At 61.9% G+C, this 17,562-nt stretch carries 15 protein-coding genes and 1 pseudogene; 11 read left to right on the forward strand and 5 right to left on the reverse strand.

Going from position 1 to position 17,562, the window contains the following annotated elements; genetic code table 11:
• The first annotated feature begins 86 nt into the window (after positions 1 to 86).
• Both REH34_RS27150 and REH34_RS27155 read left to right on the forward strand, forming a co-directional pair.
• The gene (locus REH34_RS27150; RefSeq protein ID WP_311969871.1) at positions 87 to 1,469 is read left to right on the forward strand and encodes a PepSY-associated TM helix domain-containing protein; all 1,383 of its coding nucleotides are present in this window, start codon (positions 87 to 89) and stop codon (positions 1,467 to 1,469) included.
• A gap of 24 nt (positions 1,470 to 1,493) precedes the next feature.
• Positions 1,494 to 2,006: a GNAT family N-acetyltransferase gene (locus tag REH34_RS27155; protein ID WP_311969872.1), complete on the forward strand. Its 513-nt coding sequence runs from the start codon at positions 1,494 to 1,496 to the stop codon at positions 2,004 to 2,006.
• A gap of 3 nt (positions 2,007 to 2,009) precedes the next feature.
• Here REH34_RS27155 and REH34_RS27160 read toward each other — a convergent pair whose 3' ends face one another.
• On the reverse strand, positions 2,010 to 2,228 hold the full coding sequence (locus REH34_RS27160; RefSeq protein ID WP_311969873.1) for a hypothetical protein: 219 nt from the start codon (positions 2,226 to 2,228) through the stop codon (positions 2,010 to 2,012).
• 131 nt (positions 2,229 to 2,359) lie between these two features.
• Here REH34_RS27160 and REH34_RS27165 point away from each other — a divergent pair, with 131 nt between their 5' ends.
• The 3 genes from REH34_RS27165 (at position 2,360) to REH34_RS27175 (ending at position 5,228) form a co-directional block, all read left to right on the forward strand.
• Positions 2,360 to 3,523 carry an MFS transporter gene (locus tag REH34_RS27165; RefSeq protein WP_311969874.1) on the forward strand — a complete coding sequence of 388 codons (1,164 nt, stop codon included), beginning with the start codon at positions 2,360 to 2,362 and terminating at the stop codon, positions 3,521 to 3,523.
• Between the two features lie 36 nt (positions 3,524 to 3,559).
• Positions 3,560 to 3,871, forward strand: a complete 312-nt coding sequence (locus tag REH34_RS27170) for a cupin domain-containing protein (RefSeq protein ID WP_311969875.1) — start codon at positions 3,560 to 3,562, stop codon at positions 3,869 to 3,871.
• A gap of 538 nt (positions 3,872 to 4,409) precedes the next feature.
• Positions 4,410 to 5,228, forward strand: coding sequence for an aldo/keto reductase (locus REH34_RS27175; RefSeq protein WP_311972173.1), 819 nt, complete (start codon positions 4,410 to 4,412; stop codon positions 5,226 to 5,228).
• Between the two features lie 84 nt (positions 5,229 to 5,312).
• Here the strand turns inward: REH34_RS27175 and REH34_RS27180 are convergent, their stop codons facing one another.
• A complete protein-coding gene (locus REH34_RS27180) occupies positions 5,313 to 6,659 on the reverse strand; it encodes a Fic family protein (RefSeq protein WP_311969876.1) in 1,347 nt (448 codons plus the stop codon).
• A 285-nt stretch (positions 6,660 to 6,944) separates the two neighbouring features.
• On the opposite strand from REH34_RS27180, the pseudogene REH34_RS30415 reads away from it, so the two are divergent.
• The 5 genes and pseudogenes from REH34_RS30415 to REH34_RS27200 all read left to right on the forward strand — a co-directional run.
• Positions 6,945 to 7,712, forward strand: a pseudogene (locus REH34_RS30415) (MCP four helix bundle domain-containing protein); the annotation flags it as partial.
• Between the two features lie 102 nt (positions 7,713 to 7,814).
• Positions 7,815 to 8,570, forward strand: a complete 756-nt coding sequence (locus REH34_RS30420) for a methyl-accepting chemotaxis protein (RefSeq protein WP_409373354.1) — start codon at positions 7,815 to 7,817, stop codon at positions 8,568 to 8,570.
• Positions 8,571 to 8,707: 137 nt separating this feature from the next.
• Complete coding sequence (locus tag REH34_RS27190; RefSeq protein WP_311969878.1) at positions 8,708 to 11,140, forward strand: TonB-dependent receptor; 2,433 nt, start codon at positions 8,708 to 8,710, stop codon at positions 11,138 to 11,140.
• 166 nt (positions 11,141 to 11,306) lie between these two features.
• On the forward strand, positions 11,307 to 12,404 hold the full coding sequence (locus REH34_RS27195) for a carboxynorspermidine decarboxylase (RefSeq protein ID WP_311969879.1): 1,098 nt from the start codon (positions 11,307 to 11,309) through the stop codon (positions 12,402 to 12,404).
• A gap of 28 nt (positions 12,405 to 12,432) precedes the next feature.
• Complete coding sequence (locus tag REH34_RS27200) at positions 12,433 to 13,668, forward strand: saccharopine dehydrogenase family protein (RefSeq protein WP_311969880.1); 1,236 nt, start codon at positions 12,433 to 12,435, stop codon at positions 13,666 to 13,668.
• A 160-nt stretch (positions 13,669 to 13,828) separates the two neighbouring features.
• Here the strand turns inward: REH34_RS27200 and REH34_RS27205 are convergent, their stop codons facing one another.
• A complete protein-coding gene (locus tag REH34_RS27205; protein ID WP_311969881.1) occupies positions 13,829 to 14,467 on the reverse strand; it encodes a glutathione S-transferase in 639 nt (212 codons plus the stop codon).
• 237 nt (positions 14,468 to 14,704) lie between these two features.
• On the opposite strand from REH34_RS27205, the gene REH34_RS27210 reads away from it, so the two are divergent.
• Positions 14,705 to 16,021, forward strand: a complete 1,317-nt coding sequence (locus REH34_RS27210) for an LLM class flavin-dependent oxidoreductase (RefSeq protein WP_311969882.1) — start codon at positions 14,705 to 14,707, stop codon at positions 16,019 to 16,021.
• Here the strand turns inward: REH34_RS27210 and REH34_RS27215 are convergent, their stop codons facing one another.
• Positions 16,022 to 17,026 (reverse strand): histidine kinase dimerization/phosphoacceptor domain -containing protein, encoded by a 1,005-nt coding sequence (locus REH34_RS27215; protein WP_311969883.1) that lies wholly within the window; start codon positions 17,024 to 17,026, stop codon positions 16,022 to 16,024.
• The gene (locus tag REH34_RS27220) at positions 17,004 to 17,489 is read right to left on the reverse strand and encodes a response regulator (RefSeq protein ID WP_226502191.1); all 486 of its coding nucleotides are present in this window, start codon (positions 17,487 to 17,489) and stop codon (positions 17,004 to 17,006) included. The genes REH34_RS27215 and REH34_RS27220 overlap by 23 nt, the downstream gene beginning before the upstream one ends.
• Between the last annotated feature and the right edge of the window lie 73 nt (positions 17,490 to 17,562).

The raw sequence follows: 17,562 nt of genomic DNA on the forward strand, positions 1-17,562 counted from the left end.
TGCGCGGGTACATGCTTGATAAACCAATGGTGTCTGGCTGGCAGTGCGCTGCCGTGCCGGCTGTTTTTTATGCTGGATGGGTGCTTATGTCTGCTCAAATCTCTTCCCCTGCGCCGGGGGCCGTCGTGGCCTTGCTCAAGCGGCTGCATTTTTACGTCGGCCTGTTTGTCGGGCCTTTTCTGTTGGTCGCGGCGTTGAGCGGGGTGCTGTATGCCCTGACACCGCAGATCGAAGAACATCTTTATGCCGATGCGCTGCACAGCGGCAGTCGCGGGCCGAACCTGACGCTGGCCGAGCAGGTCGCCATCGCGCAGGCGCAGATCGGTAATGCCCGTTTGACGGTGGCTGCAGTGCGCCCGGCGCCAAAGGCGGGGGATACCACGCGGGTGATGTTCAGCGCGCCGACATTAGGTGAATCCGAAAATCGCGCGGTGTTTATCGATCCGGTCAGCGGCGCGGTGCGCGGTGACATGACTGTCTATGGCACCAGCGGTGTGTTGCCGCTGCGCACCTGGATCGATCAGTTTCACCGCGGTTTGCTGCTGGGTGATGTTGGCCGCTTGTACAGCGAGTTGGCGGCGTCGTGGCTGTGGGTGGCGGTGCTGGGTGGGCTGATGTTGTGGGCGGTCAACCGCGCGCGAGCCAGGCCCGGCGCGCGTAGCCTGCGTGGCTGGCATGCCAGCGCCGGGCTGTGGCTGGCGCTGGGACTGCTGTTTTTCTCGGCCACGGGGCTGACCTGGTCGCAGTACGCAGGCGATAACATTGGTGTGCTGCGGGCCTGGTATGGCTGGTCGACGCCCAGTGTGGCGACGTCGCTGGGCCACGCCTCGAGCATGCCCGCGAGCATGAAAATGCCCATGGACGAGCACGCCGAACATCATATGCACATGGCCGCCCATGGCGCGCCGGGTGCCTTGGATGCGGCATTGTTCGACAGCGTGCTGAGCAGTGCCCGCAGCGCCGGGATCGATGCGGCCAAGGTGGAGATCCGCCCGGCCAAGAGCGCCGATACAGCCTGGGTGGTGAACGAGATCGATCGGCGCTGGCCGACCCATGTGGACGCCGTAGCGGTCGATCCGCAGAGCTTGAAGGTGATCGATCAGGTGCGCTTCGAGCAATATTCGCTGCCAGCCAAGCTCACTCGTTGGGGCATCGATGCGCATATGGGTGCCTTGTTCGGCCTGGCCAATCAGCTGTTGCTGGTGGCGTTTGCGAGTGGCTTGGCGGTGATGGTGGTGCTCGGTTACCTGATGTGGTGGCGACGCCGTCCGACCCTTGCGCCGCAGTTGACGCTCTTTGACGCCTGGCGGCAGTTGGCGCCCGCGGCGCGGCTGGGGGTAATCGCCGTGGCGCTGGCGTTAGGCATTTGTCTGCCCGTGCTGGGCGTCAGCCTGGTGTGCTTCGTGCTGGCGGATGTGTGGTTGAGTGTGCGCGCATCACCCAACGTATTGTCGCAAGCGCAGGCCTGAACGGTGGCCGGATCGGAGAAAGTCATGCAAAGGTTGACGTCACGACTGGTGTTGCGCCCGCCCACTGAGGATGACCTGCAGCTGCTGTTCGCGATCTATGGCGATCCGGCCACTAATACCTTCAATCCCGCCGGGCCGCTGACGGACATCGAGCAGGCGCGAGCATTGTTGATCAGGTGGCTGAAGCACTGGGACGAGAAAGGCTACGGCCAGTGGGCCATCGCCCTTCGGGTCGAGCCCCAGCGGGTGATCGGCTTTGGCGGTATTGATGCGCGAGATTATCTGCTAGTCGAGCGCTTGAACCTGGGCTACCGTTTTGCGCTTGAGGCTTGGGGTCAAGGCTATGCAACGGAGTTGAGCCAGGCGGCGCTCGATTTCGCGTTCGTCGAGCTGCGAGTGCCGCGGATCTACGCGGTGGTAAGACCGGCACATCTGGCGTCCGTGCGGGTGCTGGAAAAGATCGGTATGCACCGCGACGGTGAGCTTGACGACGTGCCAGGGCAGGCGCCGAGTCTGGTGTTGAGGATGGAGGGATGAGTGTCATGCACCCACGGCTTGCGGCAGCGGCACGATGAGCATGGTCATCAGGTCTTCCCAGGGCCGCTGACCCTTGCCCGCGCGGGAGCAGGCGGGGGAATGAATGAAGTCGGTGTTGGAGAGCCGGCTCGGCTGTCGTGCGGCGCACTGGGAACAGGTGATTTCTTCATTGAACATGGTCCAGGCGGCTTGCCAATCTTGCAGATCCTTGTGGGCGTACATCGTGTGGCGTCCTTTGTTTGTTGTTGTTCCATTAGCCTAGCACTGGCGATTCCATCTGCAAGGATGGCTCGTGTCAGGTAGGCTTGCGTTCTCTCTTGCATCTTGATCAGGCACCGGACGCTAAGTTTCCTATGAATCACTCGCTCAACCCCCGCATTTACGTGTTGACCTTCACCTCGTTCGTCATGCTCTCATCGGAGTTCATCGTCGCCGGCCTGTTGCCGCAAATTGCCGCCAGTCTGCAGATCACCGTCGGCAGTGCCGGCGCGCTGGTCACGGCGTTCGCTTTGGGCATGGGCATCAGCGCGCCGCTAATCGCCGCTTTCACCCATAAAGTCAGCATGCGTGCCTTGTTGATCTGGGCCTGCGTGGCGCTGTTTCTGGGTAACTCCGTTTGCGCGATGACCGACAATTTCCCCATCCTGCTGGCCGGTCGCGCGCTCGGCGGTGTCGGCGTGGCGATCTTCTGGACCAACGCCACCGTGGCCGCCGCGGCGTTGTCCACGGCCAATACCCAGAGCCTGGCGATTTCCCGGGTGTTGATCGGCATTTCGATCGCTTCGGTGGTCGGGGTGCCGCTGGGCAAGTGGGTGAGTGACGCCTGGACCTGGGAGCACGCCATGGGCCTGATGGCGGGCTTGAGCGCCTTGGCGTTGGTGCTGGTGATCGGCTGGGTGCGCCCGCCCGAGGGTGAGCGCACGCAGGCGCAAGAGAACTTGCTCGGGCGCCTCAGCGTGATCTGGAAAAGGGACATCGCCTTGGCATTGCTGAGTTATCTGCTGATGTTCGCCGGCATCATGACCGTCTTCAGTTTCCTCGCCACGCTGCTGACCCGTCACACCGGCTTTCCTGCTGCGCAGGTGACGTTGGTGCTGGCGCTGTATGGCGTGGCGGATATCGTCGGCAATCTGCTGCTGGCCAAACGTGTGCCCAATCCGCTCGATGGGATGTTCAAGCGGGTGTTGTTGACCCTGGCCGTGGCCGTTATCGGCGTCTCGGTGTTTGGCGCGAGCCTGTGGCTGGTGCCGTTGTTCGTGGCGGCGGCGGGGTTTTGCCATGCCGGGGCGAGCATGATGAACGGCATGGACGTGATCCGCCGGGCGGGGGCCGATGCCAAGATCGTCAATTCGGTGAACGTGGCGGCGATCAACGTCGGTATCATGCTCGGTGCGATGTGTGGCGGCCTGGTGACCGACCATATCGGTATCCAGTATGTCGGCTACCTGGCGGGGGTGTTCGTGCTGCTGGCCTGGGCGATTCGCATGCAGCTGCAGCCGGTTCGAGCGGTCGAGTAATCGGCCCGTCATTTACCTTGAAGCAGGTAATCTTCTGTGAAGATCATTCGTAGCAAAGACTTCACCGGCGAGCGGCCTTGGGCGGCGCTGGATATCGCCAACATGAACGGCATCACCACGCGTTTGCACTGGACCGACCAGCCGTACAAATGGCATGTCAACGATGGACAAGAGGTGTTTGTAGTGCTCGACGGGCAGGTGGAAATGCGCTTCATGGAACAGGGAGTCGAGCGGTCGACACTGCTGCAAGTTGGCGACATTTTTTACGCCGCGGTCGGTACCGCGCACGTCGCCCATCCGCTCGGTCCGGCGAGGGTGTTGGTGGTGGAAAGCGAGGGGAGTGTCTGAGCGGCTTGTTTCGAGCGTAGAGGCTGAATCGTCAGGGTTGCTGGTGCAATTGTTCCACCGTCCGATAGACGTATTGCTGGGATGGTTTGTCGCTGGCTAGGGGATCAGGGTGGTCCTGCTTTCGAGCCGGCCTTGGGGTTGCGGCCCCCGCCATTGGCCCTTCGCTTTGGCTCAGGGTGCCCGCGCTTCGACGCACTGGCGAGGGGCACGCCCCGATGGGCCCTCTCTTCAGGTGCCGGAACGCGGGTACCCTGAGCCTAGGCGAAGAGCCAATGGGGAGGGCGAGCCGCATAGGCCCGCAGCAAAGGACCACTCCACAGTTCCCACGCAGCGCCCCTGGCCACACACTTGTCGCAGGTAGCCACTGCACTGCCATGCGCGGTCTATGCTGTGCACAACCTGTTTCACTCAGGGCTAGAACATGCGCCGCAGCGATCATTCAGTAGCCTTCACCCGCCGAGCCTTGATCAAACTGGCCGGTGTCATGCTCGCGGGCTCGGCGTTGGCAAACCCCTCTACTTCTTCAGGAGCCCGCCGCATGCTCACCCGTCCCCTTCCCGCCACCCAGGAGCCGCTGCCGGTGATCGGCCTGGGCACCTATCGCGGTTTCGACGTTGCGCCCGCGGATGGCAACTACCGCAACCTGCCGGCGGTGCTGGACGCGCTGTTCGACAATAGCGGCTCGGTGATCGACAGTTCGCCCATGTATGGCCGAGCCGAGCAGACCACCGGTGAATTGCTGACGGCGCGCAGCGTGCGGGCATCGCCATTCCTGGCCACCAAGGTCTGGACCCGGGGTCGTGCTGAAGGGATAGCGCAGATGGAAAGGTCGTTCCAACTGCTACAGACCGAGCGAATCGACCTGATGCAGATCCACAACCTGCTGGATTGGCAAAGCCATCTGCCCACCTTGCGCGAATGGAAACGGCAGGGCCGCATCCGCTACATCGGCATCAGCCATTACACTGCGTCGGCCTATACCGAGGTCGAGTCGCTGTTAAGGTCCGAACCGCTGGATTTTTTACAGATCAACTATGCGCTGGACGATCGCGCCGTGGAAAATCGCCTGCTGCCACTTTGTCAGGAGCGCGGCGTCGCGGTGATCTGCAACCGGCCGTTTGGCGGCGGAGGGCTGCTTGCGCGGTTGCGCTCCGTGCCGTTACCGGGATGGGCGCAGGAGGTGCAGGTCAGTAGCTGGTCACAGTTGGCGTTGAAATTTCTGGTGTCCCATCCAGCGGTGACGTGTGTGATTCCGGGCACCGGTAACCCGCGTTATATGGCGGAGAATGCCGGCGCTGGGTTTGGGCCATTACTGGATGAGGCTCAGCGCAGGGCGTTGGTTGGGGTGGTGGGGTAGGGAGCAACGGGCAGGTTGGCGCGATTCGGAGCGCTGAATTCAATCATTACAAAAAGCCCCCTTCACGACGGGGAGGGCACCGCTTTACTCCTGTCTTTTTCTCCAAATCGCCAGCTCCGAAGGTCGTAACCGGTAGCGGGCGAGTACACCTTCGTGCAGCCGTCGCAACTCACCGATGATGACTGCCTCCACGTTATCCTGTTCCAGCACTGGGACTTGCTCCGCAACGCATTGGTGGATGATGCCTAATGGGTCGTGGTCCGGGCTCAGCACGATCTCGCGGATAGTACGCTTGATCAGGTCTCGCCAGGCAAGCCGAACAGGGTCTGGTTCGGCGAGCTCCTGGCGGATGACCAGATACTCTTGTGCTGAGCGCTCGTAGGCCCATACGTAGAGATCGCGCAGCAATTCCACGCGGGTCAGCTCATATACGCCTAGGGTGGCGCGGCTGTATGCGATCTCGGGTACATCGAGAAACGTCAGCGGGCACAGGTTGGCGCGAAATAGTGGCAGGTTGGCCGCAAGCCGCGAGGTGCGTTTGTTGATGTCGGCGAAAGGCTGGAGGTAGGGCAGGTGGACCATCACGAAAAACGACTGCTCGAATGGGTCGGTAATCTGGTTGGCCTTGGCCAATAATTCATCCAGCAACTGATCGATTGGCTGTGGTGACGACAACGGACGGTAGACGCTTTTACCGATATCCACCGCATGTTGACGGATACGCCCTTCATCAGCGGAATTCGGCAGCAGGTTTTCCGCCAGGACGCTGTGCAAGTTCATTAGCGTATAGCGGTTGAATTCGGCCGTGTCGATGTTCTCGACCAGCAGTTCTATTGCGGCCTTATGATTCAGGATCATCTGCGTTTCCAACAGCGGCTTGCCTCGCGCTGCCCTGCCATGCTCGATGAGTTCTACCGTGTCCAGTCGTGAATAAGTATTGCCTTCCAGATTGCTGGAAGCCCAAGACAGGTCGATCAGCAGCCGATTGAGTATCGCCCGGCTATAGGTTCCTGCGGGCGCCTCGGTGCGGGACGTGCGCCCGATGTTGTGCAGCTGCCGCCTTAACGGTTCAGACAGGTACCAAGTGCTGCCGGGGATGTAGGCGTCGAGAAATTCGCGCTGGTAACCCACGGGTTTGCGGGATTCTAGAGGCTGGTCGATGTAATCGAGGATGTCAGTACTATCCACAGAAAGCGGTATGGCCCTGGGAAAACTGTCGGTCTGTTCACTCAGGGTGCGAGGGCCGAGGACCATGTAACGGCGCGCACGGGCTTCGCCGTGTGTCGTGATCACGCCTTCATCCGCCATTTGGCTCAGCAGGCGCTGCGCGGTGCGCCGAGCCAGGTTTGGATGCTGCGCAAGCAACTCGGCCAACGTCAGGCCGGACGGGGCTTGCAGGATGGTTTTTTGCAATTCTTCGGCATTTGACATGGTCAGTTGGCGCGATTCGAGGTGGGTTTGGCGCGATTCTGGCGCGATTTGAAGAATCGCGCCAGTTTTTGGCGCGATTCATGGTGCGATTATTGAAATCGCGCCAGATCCCTATCATCACCTCCTCAGTGCGACAGGTTTGCGGTTGGGCGCTAGCTGCCGGCCCTTTAGCGCATTACCACTTGTCTGTCGTGGTTCAAGATCCGCTCCGCACGCCGATAGCCTGATAGGGCATTTTGCCTGCCTGGCAGTGCCTGTATAAAAATGGCCGATAGGGGATCTTGTATGCGCTTGAGAAATCTCAACCTCGCTCCACGTGCAGCGTTGTTCTTCACCTTGATCATTGCCTTGGTATTCGTCCTGGGTGGCGTTGCGGTGACCCAGATGGGTGAACTGCGGGACGCCGAAAATGATGTCGAAACCAACTGGATGGCCAGTGTTCGCCAAGGTGGCCTGATCAACGCCGGACTGTTGCGCATGCGCCTTGAAAGCCTGCGCGCCAGCAGCAGCACGGATGCCCAGGTACGCGACAAGACCTTGGCCGATATGGCCGGTTTTCGAGAGAAACTGCTGGATGCGGTCAAACAATACGAACCACTGGTCAGCGATGATCGTGAACGCGCTATCTATCTGTCGCTCAAGGATGGTCTCGAGAAATATACGCGCCAGCTGGACCTGCTCGAACCGTTGATCCGAACTGGCGACAGCACCCAGTCGCTGGCCTTCATCAACGCCAACATCAAGCCCCTGACCAATGACCTGGAAGGGGTGATCGGCAAGCTGATCGCCTACAACAACGACGGCGCTACCGCAGCGGGCAAGGAGGCCGCCAAGCTGTACAGCAACGGCCTGACTTTTGTCATCGGCCTGATCGCCGCGGTGGTGGTGCTGACCATCGGCCTGGCCGTGCTGCTGACCCGTAGCATCACCGCACCCATCACCGATGCGCTGTCGGTGGCAGAGCGCATCGCCGGCAGCGACCTGTCGCGTGAGGTGCTGGTGAGTGGCGGCGACGAAGCCGGGCGCCTGCTCAAAGCCCTGGCGCAGATGCAGGAAAACCTGCGCAACACCATCCTGCAGATCTCCGAATCATCGACTCAGTTGGCCTCGGCTGCAGAAGAAATGACCGCCGTCACCGAAGAGTCGAGCCGTGGCATGGTCAGCCAGAACGACGAGGTCAACCAGGCCGCCACGGCGGTGACGCAAATGAGCGCGGCGGTCGACGAGGTCGCCCGCAACGCCGAGTCGGCCTCTGACGAATCGCAACGTACCCAGGGCTTCACCCAGACCGGCCTGGCCCATGTGGCGCAGACCTTGAAGTCGATCCAGAGCCTGAGCGGCAACGTCGTCAATACCGGCGATCAGATCCAGGCGCTGTCGACGCGGGCGCAGAGCATCAACAAGGTGGTCGAGGTGATCCGCGCCATCGCCGAGCAGACCAACCTGCTCGCCCTCAACGCCGCGATCGAGGCAGCCAGGGCAGGGGAGCAGGGCCGTGGCTTTGCCGTGGTGGCCGATGAAGTCCGCGCCTTGGCCCATCGCACCCAGCAGTCGACCCAGGAAATCGAACAGATGATCAGCGGCATCCAGGCTGATTCCGAGCTGGCGGTGAATGCCATGAACATGAGCAAGACCCTGGCCACGCAGTCTCTGGACGTCGCTCAGGAAGCCAGCACCTCGCTGGACCAGATCGCGGCGGCCATCGTGCGCATCAACGAACGCAACCTGTTGATCGCCACAGCGTCCGAAGAGCAGGCCCACGTGGCCCGCGAAGTCGACCGCAACCTGGTGAGTATTCGCGAACTGACCGTGCAGAGTTCCGCCGGCGCCAGCCAGACGGCAACCGCTTGCGGGGAGATGTCCAAGCTGGCGGTCAACCTTAATCGCCTGGTCAACCGCTTCGTGGTTTGAGGCCATGGGTCCAGGTGCCGTACGCTGCTGATATCGACGCCCTTGAGCCCAGGGCGTCGATGTTTTTCATCAACGCTGTCCCCTTTTTTGCGCTCGGCTGTCACTGCAGGTAAGTGAATCCTGAAGAGAGCGCATCCATGCCCGCACTGACCCGCCGTCGGCCCCGACTGGCGTCATCGATTTCCTGTCGCACCTTGTGCCTGAGCCTGTTGCTCGGCGGTGGCACCCTGAGCGCGTCAGTCGCCTCGCAACTGGCCGTTGCCGATAGCCGCACGTTCAACGTGCCCGCCGGTGATCTGGGCGTGGCTTTGACGCGCTTCGCTGGCGAGGCTGGGGTGAGCCTGTCGGTGGACCCGCAACTGGTCAGCGGTCGACGTACGCCGGGGTTGTCCGGCAGCTACAGCGTCGAGGCCGGTTTCGCCAACCTGCTGCAGGGCAGTGGCCTGCAGTTGCAGGCGGTGGGCGCTTCGGCCTACACCCTGGTGCCCGCACCCCTGGGTGCGAACGCGGTCGAGATCGCCCCGACCAGCATTCTTGGTGCAACCACTGGCGCGCCGGCCGATGACGGCGAGCGCTACGCCGGCGGTCAGGTGGCCCGACGCGGTTCCCAAGGCTTGCTGGGTGGCCGCGACTTCATGGAGACGCCGTTCAGCATGACCACCTACACCAGCGAGACGGTCAAGAATCAACAGGCGCGCACCCTGGGCGACCTGATCGCCAGTGACCCCTCGGTGCGCGCCACCAACCCGGCGGGCGGGCGTTACGAACAGTTCACCATTCGCGGCTTCAGCCTGTTCAACAGTGACGTCTCTTATAACGGCCTGTACGGCGTCCTGCCGACCTACACCATCGATATGGAAATGGCCGATCGGGTCGACGTGCTCAAAGGCCCCAGCCAGTTGATCAATGGTATATCGCCGCGCGGCAGTGTCGGCGGCGGTATCAACGTGGTGCCCAAACGTGCCACCGACAAGCCCATCACCGAGTTCACCGGCAGCTATGCCTCGGACAGTCAGGTCGGCGGGGCAGTGGACATCGGTCGGCGTTTCGGCGGTGAAAACCAGTTCGGCCTGCGCTTCAACGGCGTCAAGCAGTCCGGTGACACCGAGTGGGATCATCAAAGCGTCGACCGGCAGATGTATGTGCTGGGCCTGGACTTTCGCGGTGAGCGGCTGCGTCTGTCGACCGACATCGGCCACACCGAACGCGCCACTGATGCGCCTCAGGAGCGTGTGCAGATCGGTGCCAACGCCAAGGTCCCGGATGCCGACGATGTGCACCGCAACTATGCGCAATCCTGGAGCCAGGCACGCACCAACGACACCTTCGGCACGCTCAATGGCGAGTTCGATGTCAACGATTCGGTGATGGTCTATGGCGGCGTGGGCGCGCGCAAAAGCAACCATGACTTTCTGCGTCATGCCGTGTCCGTCACCAACGATGCTGGGGATTTCAGCGTGCTGCCGCGCGACTTCACCCGTGACGAAAACGTGCGTACTGCCACGGCGGGCGTGCGCAACTGGTTCCACACCGGGCCCGTCAGCCATGAGGTCAACCTGGCCTTCAGCGACTTCTACATGGATTTCACCAACGGTGGCGCGCGCTATGGCGCCTCGCCCAGCAACCTGTATGACCCCGTACAAACGCCCACGCCGATCAACGCCACCCGCCAGGACGACAAGGTCTATACCGAGAACCGCTTCACGGGTGTGGCGCTGTCCGACACCTTGGGCTTCATCGACGATCGCGTGCTGCTGACCCTGGGCGGTCGCTGGCAGCGGGTCAAGGTCGACGACTGGACCAACGGCATCAAGGGTGCCACGGCCTATGACGAAGAGAAGCTCTCGCCCTCGGGTGGCCTGCTGTTCAAGGCCACCGAGCGGCTGTCGCTGTACGCCAACTACATGGAAGGCCTGAGCCAGGGCAAGATCGCGCCGTCGACCTCGATCAACGAGGACGAGATCTTCGCGCCGTTCATCAGCCGCCAGATCGAGGTCGGCGCCAAGTACGATCTGGGCGCCTTCGCCCTGACCGCCGCAGCGTTCCGCATCCGCCAGCCGGCCTATGAGACCAACACCACCTCACGGCGCTTCGGGCCCAATGGCAAGCGCGAGAACAAGGGCGTGGAGCTGAGCCTCTTCGGCGAGCCGCTCGAGGGCGTGCGCTTGCTCGGTGGGGTGATGTACATCGACAGCAAGCTGACCCACACCACCAATGGCAGCTACGACGGCAATCGCGCCCCGGCCACGCCCGAGTACAACATCAACCTGGGCGCGGAGTGGGACGTGCCCGTCGTCTCCGGCCTGACCCTGACTGGGCGCGGTATCTATTCCAGTTCACAGTATCTGGATCAGGCCAACACCAAGGAGATCGAGGCCTGGCGCCGCTTCGACGTGGGCGCGCGGTACGCCTTCAAGGTCGACGGCAAGGACGTGACCCTGCGCGGCAGCGTCGAGAATGTGATGGATGCGCGCTACTGGTCTTCGGCGGGCGCCTCCGACGACAGCGAGCCCGGGCTCACGCTATCGACGCCGCGCACCTATCTGCTGTCGGCTACGCTTGGGTTTTGAAGCAGCTTTGAAGCAGCTGCAAGCTACAAGCTACAAGCCCGAAGCTCATAGCCAACGACCTACCGCTTGCAGCTTGCAGCTTGCAGCTTAAAACTTGCAGCTTTTTCGCCCGAGGGAAGGCACAATTCGCATCCTTTTTTTTGCTGGCCATGCCGGGGGTCTCGAAATGATCAAGACGCCGTACTACCTCATCGACAAACAGAAGCTGCTGGGCAACATGCAGAAGATCGCCTACGTGCGCGAGCACTCCGGCGCCAAGGCGCTGCTGGCGCTCAAGTGCTTCGCCACCTGGTCGGTGTTCGACCTGATGCAGGAGTACATGGACGGTACTACGTCGTCGTCGCTGTACGAGCTCAAGCTCGGCCGCGAGAAGTTCGTCGGCGAGACCCACGCCTACAGCGTCGCTTGGGCCGATGACGAGATCGAAGAGATGCTCGCCAACTGCGACAAGATCATCTTCAACTCCATCGGCCAGCTGCAGCGTTTCGCCGAGGCGTCCGAGGGCAAGGTGCGCGGCTTGCGCGTCAACCCGCAGGTGAGCAGCTCCGATTACCTGCTGGCCGATCCGGCGCGGCCGTTCAGCCGCCTGGGCGAATGGGACCCGGTCAAGGTCGAAGCGGTCATCGAGCAGATCTCCGGCTTCATGTTCCACAACAACTGCGAGAACGGTGATTTCGGCCTGTTCGACCAGATGCTCAGCACCATCGAGGACCGCTTCGGCCACCTGTTGCACAAGGTCGAGTGGGTCAGCCTGGGCGGCGGTATTCATTTCACGGGCGAGGGCTATGCACTGGATGCCTTTTGCGCGCGCCTCAAGGCCTTCTCCCAGAAATACGGCGTGCAGGTGTATCTGGAGCCGGGCGAAGCCGCCATCACCCAGAGCGCTTCGTTGGAAGTCACCGTGCTCGATACCCTCTACAACGGCAAGCACCTCGCCGTTGTGGACAGCTCCATCGAAGCACACATGCTCGATCTGCTGATCTACCGCCTCAACGCCAAGCTCGCGCCAAGCGAGGGTGAACACACCTTCATGGTGTGCGGCAAGTCGTGCCTGGCCGGCGATATCTTCGGTGAATATCAATTCCCGGCGCCGTTGCAGATTGGCGATCGCCTGTCGTTCGTCGACGCGGCAGGCTACACCATGGTCAAGAAGAACTGGTTCAACGGCCTGAAGATGCCGTCCATCGTAGTGAAACAACTCGATGGTACAGTCGAAGTCGTACGTGAGTTTGGTTTTGCAGACTATCTGTCCAGCCTTTCCTGAGCTGGCAGCCTGAGGAGAAGTAAAGAAATTGAAGAAGAACGTTCTTATCATTGGTGCAGGAGGTGTCGCCAAGGTGGTGGCCCACAAGTGCGCGCAGCACAACGACGAGCTCGGTCGTATTGCTATCGCGTCGCGCAACATCTCCAAGTGCCAGGCCATCATCGACAGCGTCAAGGCCAAGGGCAGCCTCAAGCAGCCGGCCGATATCAAGGCTTTCGCGCTCAATGCGCTGGATGTCGAAGCGACCAAGGCGTTGATCCGCGAGACCGAATCGCAGATCGTCATCAACGTCGGCTCCGCCTTCCTCAACATGTCGGTGCTGCGTGCCTGCATCGATAGCGGCGTCGCCTATCTCGACACCGCCATCCACGAAGAACCGGGCAAGGTCTGCGAAACGCCGCCCTGGTACGGCAACTACGAGTGGAATCACCTCGAAGAGTGCCAGCGCAAGAACATCACCGCCATCCTCGGCGTGGGCTTCGACCCGGGTGTGGTCAATGCCTATGCGGCGTTGGCGCAACAACAGTATTTCGACCGCATTGATTCGATCGATATCCTCGACGTCAATGCTGGCTCCCATGGCAAATATTTCGCCACCAATTTCGACCCGGAAATCAACTTCCGCGAGTTCACCGGACAGGTGTGGAGCTGGCAGAACAGCCAGTGGACCAGCAACACCATGTTCGAAGTCAAACGTACCGACGACCTGCCGGTGGTCGGTGCGCAGAACCTCTATCTCACCGGTCACGACGAAGTGCACTCGTTGTCGAAAAATCTCGACGTGCCCAACGTGCGTTTCTGGATGAGTTTCGGCGAGCACTACATCAATGTGTTCACCGTCTTGAAAAACCTCGGGCTGCTGTCCGAGCAGCCGGTCACCACCGCTGAAGGCCTGCAGGTCGTGCCGCTGAAAGTGGTCAAGGCCGTGCTGCCCGATCCGTCGTCGCTGGCGCCGGGCTATACCGGCAAGACCTGCATCGGTGACCTGGTCAAGGGCACCAAGGATGGGCAGCCGCGCGAGGTGTTCATCTACAACGTCGCGGATCATGAAGAGGCCTTCGACGAGACCGACAGCCAGGGCATTTCCTACACTGCGGGCGTGCCGCCCGTGGCCGCAGCCTTGCTGGTCGCCCGTGGCGAGTGGGATGTGCAGCGCATGGTCAACGTCGAGGAACTGCCGGCCGAGCCGTTCCTCAAGGCGCTGGACGTGATGGGCCTGCCGACCCGCATCAAGGACGAACACGGCGATCGCCCGTGGAATTGATTCGTTGCTGATGTAGACAAGGTGCGCCATGACCGGCGCACCTTTTTTTTGCGCGCTATTTGCGTCGCTTCTCAAGCTCCCTTTGCGGGCAAGCTGTGTTCCCACAGTTCACTGTGTGAGAGCAAAGCCTGCTCGCGAAGGGGCCAGCGGGTTCAGCCGACTATTTAGAGTAACTGTACTCGCCGCCTTGTTCGATGGCCTTCTTGTACGCCGGGCGCGCCTGGAAGCGCTCGACCCAGGCGGTGAGGTTGGGGTAGGGCGCGAGCAGGCCTTGGGCTTTGGCGATTTCGCCGATAAAGCTCATCTGAATGTCGGCGCCGCTGAACTCTTCGCCCACCAGATACGGGGTCAGGCCCAAGGCGGTGTCGAGGTAACCAAGGTAGTTGGCCAGTTCCGAGTGGATGCGCGGATGCAGCGGCGCACCTGCCTCACCGAGGCGGCCCACGTACAGGTTGAGCATCAACGGCAGCATGGCCGAGCCCTCGGCGAAGTGCAGCCACTGCACGTATTCGTCGTAGGTGGCGGTGGCCGGATCGGGCTGCAAGCGGCCGTCACCGTGGCGGCGGATCAGGTAATCGATGATCGCGGCAGACTCGATCAAGGTGTGCGGCCCATCCTCGATCACCGGCGACTTGCCGAGCGGGTTGATCGCCTTGAGTTCGGGCGGTGCCAGATTGGTTTTCGCATCGCGTTGATAGCGTTTGATCTCGTAAGGCAGGCCGAGCTCTTCGAGCAGCCAGAGGATACGTTGCGAGCGCGAGTTGTTGAGGTGGTGGACGATGATCTTGCCAGTAGTCATGTGAATCTCCAGGGCGGTGTGTATCTACAGACTGCCATGCGGCGCTGAAGTGCTATCCAAACCATGAGCGTCGGCCTCCCGCTACGTCATTACGGTAGACGCGTCGTCGCGCTTTTCCTTATTATTGCCCGCCTGTTTTATGCGGACTCTTAATAACTTTCGCGTCTAAGCTTAGTGCTGTTTTAGCGCGGCACTAGGCCCCGCTGCCCGCGATCACTGTTTTCTGCCGAGACCCCTATGAGCCAAACACTTTCCCAGATGCGCCTGGGCCTGTTCATTCAAGCTGCCGGTCACCATTTCAGCGGCTGGCGCTACCCCGGCGCGCAAAGCGGCAGCGAGAATTTCAAGCTGATCCGGCAACTGACCGAGGCCGCCGAGCGTGCCTGCCTGGACATGGTGTTCTTCGGCGACAAGCTGGTCACTACGGCTCAGGAGCACCCCTCGATGATCGTGCGCTTCGAGCCGCTGACCCTGCTCGGCGCACTGGCGTCGGTTACCGAGCGCATCGGCCTGGCAGCGACGGCCTCGACCACCTACGGCGAGCCCTACAGCGTGGCGCGCCAGTTCGGCACCCTTGATCACATCTCCGAGGGGCGTGTGGCCTGGAACGTGGTGACCACCGGCTACGACAGCGCCGAAAACTTCACCCGCGCCACCCATCCGGATCACGCGCAGCGGTATGCCGTGGCCGAGGAGTTCGTCGACGTGGTGCGCGGCCTGTGGGACAGCTTCGAAGACGGCGCCTATGTCCGTGATGCCAAGACTGGCGTGTACCTCGATGCGCAAAAGATGCACCGCCTCGACCACAAGGGCGAGTACTTCGACATCGCCGGGCCGCTGAACCTGACGCGCAGCCCGCAAGGCCATCCGGTGTTGATCCAGGCCGGTTCATCGGGGCCGGGCATGGGCCTGGCGGCGCGGGTCGCGGAGGTGGTGTTCACTGCCCAGCAGGATCTGGCAGGGGCGCAGCAATTTTATGCGGATCTCAAGCGCCAGGTGGTCGCCCATGGTCGCGATCCGCAGCACTGCCTGGTAATGCCGGGCATCATGCCGATCATCGGCGCGACCCAGGCCGACGCGCAGGCGCGCTTCGAGCAGCTGCAGCAATGGACGGATCTGGACGCCGCCCTGCTGCTGGTCAGCGATCGGCTGGGGCAGGATCTCAGCGGTTTCGACCTCGATCAGCCGCTGCCCGACCTGCCTCTGCCCCAGAACATGCGCAGCCGCGCCAAGCTGTTGCTGGACATAAGCCACCGTGATGGGCTGACCCTGCGGCAGATCTGCTATCTGGCTGGCGGCGCCCGTGGCCACAAGATGGTGATCGGCACCCCGGCTCAGGTGGCCGACGAGATGATTGCCTGGTTCGAAGGCGAGGCCGCTGACGGCTTCAACCTGATGCCGTCGCATTTCCCCGAGGGCTTGCAGCTGTTCATTGATGGCGTGTTGCCGATTCTGCGTCAGCGCGGGTTGTTCCGCGAGCGGTACGAGGGCCGGACCTTGCGCGATCACCTGGGGTTGCCGCGCCCGGCGCATCGGTTCGCTGCCGCGCATTGATCACGGCAGGGGCAGGATCACCGTCACCAGTGCGCCCTGATCGTTGGTACGGGTCAGCTCGGCGTTGCAGCGTTTGGCCAGCGCGCCGATCAGGCCCAGGCCGCGCAGCGAGCTGCCAGTCGCGCCGCCGCTGCTCAGTTGATCGGCGCGAAAGCCTTTGCCTGAATCGCCGATCGACACCTGCAACAGGCCGCCGTCCAGGCGCCTGACGGCGAAGCGAATGGCGGGCGCTGCGGTGCCGCCGTGCTTGATGGCGTTGGTGATCAGCTCGTTGGTAATCAGGCCCAGATCGGACGCCAGCTTGAAAGGCACGTTGATCGACTCGGCTTCGACGCGCAGATCGGCATGGTTGCCGCTTTCGGCCTGAATCGAGGCCCGGATAAGATTGGGCAGGTACACCGCCAGGTCGACGAAACCAGTGGCGCTGCGATGCAATTCAGCTTGCACCGCGCCGACGCCTTGAATGCGCCCGATGGCCGACTCCAGCAGCTCCTTGGCCTCGTCCCCCGTGGCGCGAATCTTGGACATCTGCAAAAAGGCGATAATTAGCTGCAGATTGTTCTTGACCCGGTGGTCCAGCTCGGCCAACAGCACTTGCTGGTGGGCTTCGAGGTCTTTCTGGTCGGTGATGTCGGTGCAACTGCCGAAGAACCCGGCGAACTCGCCGTGACGGTAGTAGGGTGCGCCCTTGTCCAGGAACCAGCGATACGCGCCGTCCTGGCGACGCAGGCGGTACGGCAGCGTGAAGGCCCGGCGCGCCTCGAACGCTTCCTGGTAGAGGGTCACGCTGGGGTTGAAGTCGTCCGGGTGCAGGTCTTCGGCCCAGCCGTAGCCCAGCAGTTGCTCGTGATTCTTGCCGGCGAAAGCTTGCCAGGGCCGATTGAACCAGTCGCGCAAGGGCGTTTCGCTCGAGCGCCAGATCATCACCGGCGCATTGTCCGCCAGCTCACGGAATTCGGCTTCCCCTAGAGCGGCGTAATGACTAGCGTGCTCGGATTCGGTCATGTTGCGTTCTACCATGAAGAGTACTGCCATCAAGAGGTGCGTATAAGCCGGTGGAATCGGTAAAAAGGGTGAGCGGCGAGGGTATCGACAGGGTCAGCGGGAGTTCACCTTTGACCAATGCATGCACGATGTGCACGCTGCGCGACAGGTCGTGGGGCGTGTACGGCTTGGCCAGCAGGCCGACGGCGTAACGGGTGTTGGCCTTGGCGACGTCCACCTGGCCGCTGACGAACAGCGAGAATACGTCGAAGCGCTCGTGCAACAGTTGCGCAAGGTCGACCCCCTCGTCATGGCCACTGAGGTTGATGTCCACCAGCGCCAGGTCGATCGCGTTGGTTTCAGTCAGCCGCAATGCCTCTTCGGCGTCGTAGGCAGGGCCGACGATCTGATGCCCATCTTCTTCCAGGGCGATTTCGGCCAGCAAGGCCAGGATGGGGTCGTCGTCTACAAGCAGGATGCGCATTCGGCAAAATCTCGGCGTTAGCTCCGGTCGAAGCGGTGATGTGCAGTGGGCGCATCAGTTCAGAACAGCCAGA

It is taken from the genome of Pseudomonas baltica, from assembly GCF_031880315.1.
Classification (GTDB): Bacteria; Pseudomonadota; Gammaproteobacteria; order Pseudomonadales; family Pseudomonadaceae; genus Aquipseudomonas.